This window comes from Dechloromonas denitrificans (genome assembly GCF_001551835.1).
GTDB lineage: Bacteria > Pseudomonadota > Gammaproteobacteria > Burkholderiales > Rhodocyclaceae > Azonexus > Azonexus denitrificans.
The window spans coordinates 59,852-66,438 of sequence record NZ_LODL01000039.1; the positions used below are offsets into that span (position 1 = coordinate 59,852).

The 6,587-nt window shown below is 63.5% G+C and carries 6 protein-coding genes; 4 read left to right on the forward strand and 2 right to left on the reverse strand.

Features of this window, described 5'->3' with window-relative positions:
* Positions 1–52 precede the first annotated feature (52 nt).
* From ppk2 to AT959_RS18595, 4 genes are all read left to right on the forward strand, one after another.
* Positions 53–883: a polyphosphate kinase 2 gene (gene ppk2 / locus AT959_RS18580; RefSeq protein WP_066886640.1), complete on the forward strand. Its 831-nt coding sequence runs from the start codon at positions 53–55 to the stop codon at positions 881–883.
* Between the two features lie 37 nt (positions 884–920).
* Positions 921–1,952: a hypothetical protein gene (locus AT959_RS18585; protein WP_205629963.1), complete on the forward strand. Its 1,032-nt coding sequence runs from the start codon at positions 921–923 to the stop codon at positions 1,950–1,952.
* An 83-nt stretch (positions 1,953–2,035) separates the two neighbouring features.
* Positions 2,036–3,415 (forward strand): DUF3300 domain-containing protein, encoded by a 1,380-nt coding sequence (locus AT959_RS18590; RefSeq protein WP_083518496.1) that lies wholly within the window; start codon positions 2,036–2,038, stop codon positions 3,413–3,415.
* 60 nt (positions 3,416–3,475) lie between these two features.
* Positions 3,476–4,438 carry a DUF2950 domain-containing protein gene (locus AT959_RS18595; protein WP_066886647.1) on the forward strand — a complete coding sequence of 321 codons (963 nt, stop codon included), beginning with the start codon at positions 3,476–3,478 and terminating at the stop codon, positions 4,436–4,438.
* Positions 4,439–4,559: 121 nt separating this feature from the next.
* Here the strand turns inward: AT959_RS18595 and AT959_RS18600 are convergent, their stop codons facing one another.
* Together AT959_RS18600 and AT959_RS18605 are read right to left on the reverse strand one after the other, a co-directional pair.
* Positions 4,560–5,555, reverse strand: coding sequence for an LLM class flavin-dependent oxidoreductase (locus AT959_RS18600; RefSeq protein WP_066886649.1), 996 nt, complete (start codon positions 5,553–5,555; stop codon positions 4,560–4,562).
* Positions 5,552–6,481 carry a DMT family transporter gene (locus AT959_RS18605; protein ID WP_066886651.1) on the reverse strand — a complete coding sequence of 310 codons (930 nt, stop codon included), beginning with the start codon at positions 6,479–6,481 and terminating at the stop codon, positions 5,552–5,554. Before AT959_RS18605 ends, AT959_RS18600 begins: the two co-directional genes overlap by 4 nt.
* Positions 6,482–6,587: the final 106 nt, after the last annotated feature.

Below are 6,587 nucleotides of genomic sequence, written 5' to 3' on the forward strand. Positions count from 1 at the left end.
GGCAAGACTTGAGCAGCACCTATGAACCAATGTTTGATAGGAGACTCGATTCATGAAAAATAAAGGCAAAAATACCCTCCCAGGCCAGGCTGGTGATAGCCAGCCCAAACTCAAGGCCAAGGAATATGACAAGGCGCTGCTCAAATTGCAGGGCGAACTGTGTGCCCTCCAGGACTGGGTAGTCGCTACCGGCCAGCGCGTCATCATCGTCTTCGAGGGCCGCGACGCCGCTGGCAAGGGCGGCACCATCAAGGCGATCACCGAACGGGTCAGCCCGCGCATCTTCAAGATCGTTGCCCTGCCCGCCCCCTCCGATCGCGAAAAGAGCCAGATGTACATTCAGCGCTACATGGCGCACTTTCCCGCCGCCGGCGAAGTCGTCATCTTCGACCGCAGCTGGTACAACCGGGCCGGGGTCGAGCGGGTGATGGGCTTCTGCAGCGAGGAGCAGTGCAGCCGCTACCTGGAACTGTGCCCCTTCATCGAAAAGCAGATCATTGCCAGCGGCATCATCCTGCTCAAATACTGGCTGGAAGTCGGCGATGCCGAGCAGGAACGCCGTTTCCGGGCGCGCATCAACGATCCGGTCCGGCAATGGAAACTGTCGCCGATGGATCTCCCGTCGCGCGAACGCTGGTACGACTATTCGCGGGCCCGCGACCAGATGCTCGCGGCGACCGATACCGATTTCGCGCCGTGGAACATCGTCGACTCCAACGACAAGAAGCGGGCGCGGCTCAATCTGATCAGCCATCTCCTCAAGCAGATTCCCTACGAGCACCTGCCGCGCAAGACCGTCAAACTGCCCAAGCGCAACATGAAGCATGCCTATGACGATGTGACGCCCATGGCCAACCGGCGCTGGATTCCCATGAAGTTCTGAACACCGGGAGCCGGCGACGGCACGGAGGTAAAGCATCATGCTGAAACTGTTTCAATCCATCTTCGGGGGCAATGAACAGCCGGGTCGCTACGCCGAGTCGCTGATCGAACTGGCGATCGAACGCGCCGTCGACGGCACGGACCCCAGGTTGCGGGCCGTCGCGGGTTATCGCAAGCGGCTGCGCGAGCCGATCATCCACGCCATCGATCATGTGGTTTCCCTGGTTGCACTGCTGCCCACCCCCTTGTCGGCGGCAAGCACGGAGTTTTCCAGCGATCCCCGGCTGAAGGCACTGTTCGTCTCGCCCGAGCACATGCGCGAAGTCTTCGGCAACGACCTGCTGTTGAGTGAATTTCGCGAAGGCAATGCCACCCCGGGCGAAGCGATCACGGCGCTCCTGCTCGCCGAACGCAAGGAGAAGCAGACCTTCGGCATGGAAGTGGCCGGTGACATGCTGCGCCGCGATGTGGCGCAAATCACGGTCAGCTTCAGCCATCATCGCCTGATCGACCTGAGCAACAGCGAGGACGAGACGCGCCGCAAGCTCCGCCACCGTGCCTTCGATCACCTGATCAGTATCGCGCTGTCACGGATTTCCGATGCCAAGAGCGAACGGGTCGAACTCAAGCACCGGCACGAACTGCTCAAAGGCAAGCTCAAGGTCTTGCAGAAAGGTGGCTGGAGCATCGACGACAAGGCGGGCGAGCATGCCGACCCGGCCGCATTGCAGCGGGAATTCGATGAGATCGACGAACAACTGGCCGCCTTGAGCATTGATGAGCGCACCCTCGGCTGGCAGCTCGACACCCTGATCGAAGTGCTGACCGGTGCGGAACAGCAATTCTGGGCCGAGAACATCGACCTCTACCTGGATCGCATGAACATCCGGCGCAAGGCCGGCCAAGCCGACGCCCAACTGATCAACTTCAAGGAACTGCATAACGTGCTGGGCCAGAACATGGTCATGCTTTTTGTCTCGATCAAATCCGACGAGTTGCCGAAGCGCAAGAGTTTCGCTGAAAACGCCGACCGCTGTCTGGCCGAACTGGGTTTGTCATCGCAACGTTGAAAACCGCATTATTTTCCCCGTCGACCGCAAGCATCATTACCTGTACTCATCCTGTCGCCTCGCCGAATAAAGGAGTCCGTCCCATGCCATCTGGCATTCCACGCTTAGTCGCTGTCCTCGTTTCAGGCAGCATGGTCATTTCCGGCTGTACTGCTGCGCCCCCGGCTGCCCCGCCACCGACGACGTCGACCTCAAGCTCAGCCTCGGCGCCAAACACCGGCAGTCTGAGCCAGGCACAACTCGAACAATTGCTTGCCCCCGTCGCCCTCTATCCCGATGCCTTGCTGGCCCAGATCCTGATGGCCTCGACCTATCCGCTGGAAGTGGTCGAAGCGGCACGCTGGAGCAAGGCCAACCCGGAGGTCAAGGACAAGGCGCTCGAGGATGCGATGCAGAAGCAGGCTTGGGATCCCAGCGTCAAATCGCTGACCGCCTTTCCCCAGGTGCTGCAGATGATGAACGAGAAACTCTCATGGACGCAGCAACTCGGCGATGCCTTCCTGGCCGATCAGCAGCGCGTCATGAAATCGGTGCAAAAGTTGCGCAAGGCCGCCAACGACCAGGGCAACCTGAAGAGCAGCAAGGAGCAGAACGTCGTCGTCGAACAGGGCACCAGCGAAACCATCATCAAGATCGAGCCGGCCGATCCGGCCGTCGTCTATGTGCCGACCTACAACCCCACCGTGGTCTATGGTGCCTGGCCTTACGCCGCCTACCCGCCGTATGCCTACTACCCGCCCGGTTATGTGGCCGGGGCCGCCTTCTGGTCGTTTACCGCCGGTGTGATCGTCGGCTCGGCGCTGTGGGGCGGCTGCAACTGGGGCGGCAACAACGTTTATATCAACCATAACAACTACAACAACTTCAACCGGACCAATATCTCGGGCAACAACAACTGGAGCCACAACGCCGAACATCGCCGCGGTGTTTCCTACAAGGACCAGCGCGTTGCGCAGCAGTACAACCGTGGGACCAATAGTCGCGATGCGCAGGCCCGCGAGCAATTCCGCGGCCATGCCGAAGCCGGCCGCAGCGAACTGGGACAACGGGATGGTGCAGGCAACCGGGCGAGCACGGCGGATCGCAGCGGCCCCGCCAACCGTGATGCCGCCCGCCCAGGCGGTGGCCGGGACAGCGGCCCCAGTGCTGGCACCTCGGATATCTCGCGTGGCGGACGTGATGGCGGCCCCAGCGCAGGAACCTCCGACATGTCACGTGGCAGCCGCGATGGCGGACCGAGTGCCGGCACTTCGGACATGTCGCGTGGCGGGCGTGACAGCGCAGGCAGCCGGGATGTTTCCGGCAGTCGTCAGGCCAGTGGTTTTGGCGGCGCCGATCATGGCCGGCAAGCCAATGACTTCGGCAGCCGGGGCGCGTCCAGCCGGCAGAGCAGCAGCTTCGGCGGCGGCGGCTTCAGTGGCGGCGGGCGGGCAGGTGGCGGTGGGCGTGGCGGTCGACGGTAGTCGGCGGCGTCTTTTCAACCTTCCCCCATCTTCATCTCTTTCGCCTCGGGAGTAATCCTCATGTTCTTATCGAATTCATTCATCCGCCGGGCCGCAGTCAAGTCCCTGCCCCCGCTCGCCCTGCTGCTGGCCATCGCAGCCACTCCAGTCACTGCCGCCCCGCTCTACGGGAAAGCCTATCCCTCGCCCGATGCGGCGGCAGCCGATCTGCTTGAGGCCGCCCGTTCGGGCAACAGCAAGCGCATTCAAACCGTGTTCGGCGCCAAGGCCAAGGGCCTGGGTTCCGGCGACCCGGTCCGGGCCAGGTACGAGCGCGAGCTGTTCGTCAGTGCCTACAACGAAAAGCATGAACTGCGCATGGAGGGCGATCAGCGGGCGACCCTCGTTCTCGGCAACAACGAATGGCCCTTCCCCGTGCCGGTGGTCAAGATCGGCAATATCTGGCGCTTCGATCCGGCCGCCGGCATCGACGAGATCGTCAACCGGCGCATTGGGCAGAACGAGCTGTATGCCATTGAGGTCCTGCAGGCCATCGTGGACGCGCAATACGAATACGCCTCGGTCGACCGTGACGGCGACGGGCTGCGCGAATACGCCCAGAAATTCAGCAGCACGCCGGGCCAGCACGATGGCTTGTACTGGCCGACCTCGGCCGGCGAGCCAGCCAGCCCGCTCGGCCCCCTGCTCGCCTTTGCCGAAAGCAAGGGTTACGCAAGAAAAAGCGGCAAACCGGCTCCCTACTGGGGATACTACTATCGGATCCTGACCGAACAGGGCGGCAGTACTCCGGGCAATAGCTACAACTACTTGGCCGGCAACAAGCTGATCGGCGGTTTTGCAGTCATCGCCTATCCGGCCGACTACGGCGCATCGGGCGTCAAGAGCTTCATCGTCAACCACGAAGGCGTGGTTTATGAAAAGGATCTCGGGGCGGATACGGCCAAAACCGCCACCGCGATCAAGCAGTTCAATCCGGGCGACAACTGGGAAAAGGCGGCAAAACCGGCGTTGACCGCAAGGTAGCAAAGCACTTCGCCAACAATGCGCCAGCCCGCCGGTCGACCACGATCGGCGGGCTGCTTTCCTTGGCGCACACGGCAGCGCTGGCCGGCGGCTCCCGCCAAATAGCGCTCCTGCCGGCGCCTTATCGCACCTGGGCCGTCGCCGCGATCTCCAGCGAGCGCAAACGCAGTGCCGGGTCGAAGATGTCGCAGACCAGCATCAGTTCGTCCGCCCCGCAGGCCTGTTGCAGCTCGGCCAGACCGGCCGCCACTTTCTGCGGCCCACCGATCACCGCAGCGCCAAGAAAATCGCGGATTGCCGACTGCTCGTGCGGCTGCAGGCCGGCCAGGAAATTGGCCTGCGGCGGCGGTAGACCGCGGCGATCGCCGCGCAGGATACCGAGCACCCGTAGATAGGTACTGCTCGCCAGGTATTCCGCCTCGGCGTCGTCGGGCGCGGCGATCAACGGCACGCCGATCATCACGTAGGGATGCGCCAGGGCCGGCGACGGCTGGAAATTCCGGCGATACAGCTCGACCGCCTGCAACAGCAAGGCCGGTGCAAAATGCGAGGCAAAGGCATAGGGCAGGCCGCGCTCGGCCGCCAGCCGCGCCGAAAACAGGCTGGAGCCGAGTAGCCAAATTGGCACCTGCGTGCCGGCCCCGGGCGTGGCGACGATGGCCTGCCCAGGCTGCACCGGCCCGAGCAACTGCTGCAATTCGGCGACTTCGCGCGGGAAATCCGCTTCGCGCTCCAGGCGGTCGCGGCGCAGCGCGCGCATGGTCTGCTGATCGGTGCCCGGCGCGCGCCCCAACCCGAGGTCGATACGCTGCGGATAGAGTTCGGCCAGCGTCCCGAAGGCCTCGGCGACCACCAGCGGCGCATGATTGGGCAGCATGATGCCGCCCGAGCCGACCCGGATGCGACTGGTCGCCCCGGCAATGTGGCCGACCAGCACGGCGGTGGCCGAACTGGCGATGCCCGGCATGTTGTGATGCTCGGCCAGCCAGTAGCGCTCGAACCCCAGCGCGTCGACATGGCGGGCGGTCCGCACGGCAATGGCCAGGGCTTCGGCCACCGTGCCGCCCTCGCGCACGGCAACGAGGTCGAGCATGGAAAGTTTGTACGGTTTAGTCATGACGTTACCTGCACTTCTTTTTGATTGATCGCCCGGGCCGGATTGCGCCGGCTGGCCGCCCAGCCGAGCAGGGAAAGCAGCGCCAGGCCGCTGCCGATCAGCAGAATGCCGGCCACCTCGCTGCCTTTGAATTCTTCGCCAAAGGTCAGGCGTGACGACAGGATCGCCACCACCGGCGTGCCGAGCACGGACAGGCTCGCCTCCCAGGCCGGCACGCGGTCGAGGATGTAGATCCACAACCACCAGCACATGGCGGTGCTGGCGATCGACATGAAGGCGAGAATACCGATGTAGGAGACCGACCATTCGGTGGCCCGCTCCGGCACGAGGCAGGCGAGCAAAATGAGCGGGCCGGCGCCGAGGATCATTTGCCAGGTGGTCAGGACCAGCAGATCGACCTCGTGGGTCGCGCGCAGTCGCTTGACCAGGATGGTGCCGCTGGCCCAGCACAGCGCCGCCATCAGGCCGAGAAACTTGCTGAATAGGCTGGAATGCATATCCCACGGCTCGATGATCAGCAGCAGGCCGCTCAGGGTACAGGCCGCCGCCAGCCACTGCTTGCCCTTGATCCGCTCGCCGAGGATCGGCCAGGCCATCAACAACGTCCAGATCGGCATCGTGAAGATCAGCACGGCCGTCTTGCCGGGGCCGCCTTCGACCAGCGCCCAGGTCTGAAAAGCCATGAAGCCGGCCACCTGGGTCAGACCGATGGCCACGGTCAGTCCTGGCGCCACCAGCTTCAGCGGTCGACCCATCAGCTTGAGCGCGAGAACCAGAGCCAGCGCACTGCCGACACAGCGCTCGGCGGCAAAGGCGAAGGGCGGCGCATAGGCCAGTCCGTGTTTGGCCAGCACCCAGGTGTAGCCCCAGGTCAGCGACAGAACGATCAAGGCAAGCGCTGGCGCGTAGCGGCGAAATGATGACATTGAATTTCCAGGCATGAAAAAAGAAAACCGTGACGGCAATTGCCGTCACGGCCTGGGCAAAAGCCGCTCAGCCGGCCAGCGTCGGGTAATCCGTGTAACCCTCGGC

Bases quoted from the DNA above. Each gene is read 5' to 3' on its own strand.
- ppk2 (WP_066886640.1), top strand. From the start codon at position 53: ATGAAAAATAAAGGCAAAAATACCCTCCCAGGCCAGGCTGGTGATAGC.
- AT959_RS18585 (WP_205629963.1), top strand. From the start codon at position 921: ATGCTGAAACTGTTTCAATCCATCTTCGGGGGCAATGAACAGCCGGGT.
- AT959_RS18590 (WP_083518496.1), top strand. From the start codon at position 2,036: ATGCCATCTGGCATTCCACGCTTAGTCGCTGTCCTCGTTTCAGGCAGC.
- AT959_RS18595 (WP_066886647.1), top strand. From the start codon at position 3,476: ATGTTCTTATCGAATTCATTCATCCGCCGGGCCGCAGTCAAGTCCCTG.
- AT959_RS18600 (WP_066886649.1), bottom strand. From the start codon at position 5,555: ATGACTAAACCGTACAAACTTTCCATGCTCGACCTCGTTGCCGTGCGC.
- AT959_RS18605 (WP_066886651.1), bottom strand. From the start codon at position 6,481: ATGTCATCATTTCGCCGCTACGCGCCAGCGCTTGCCTTGATCGTTCTG.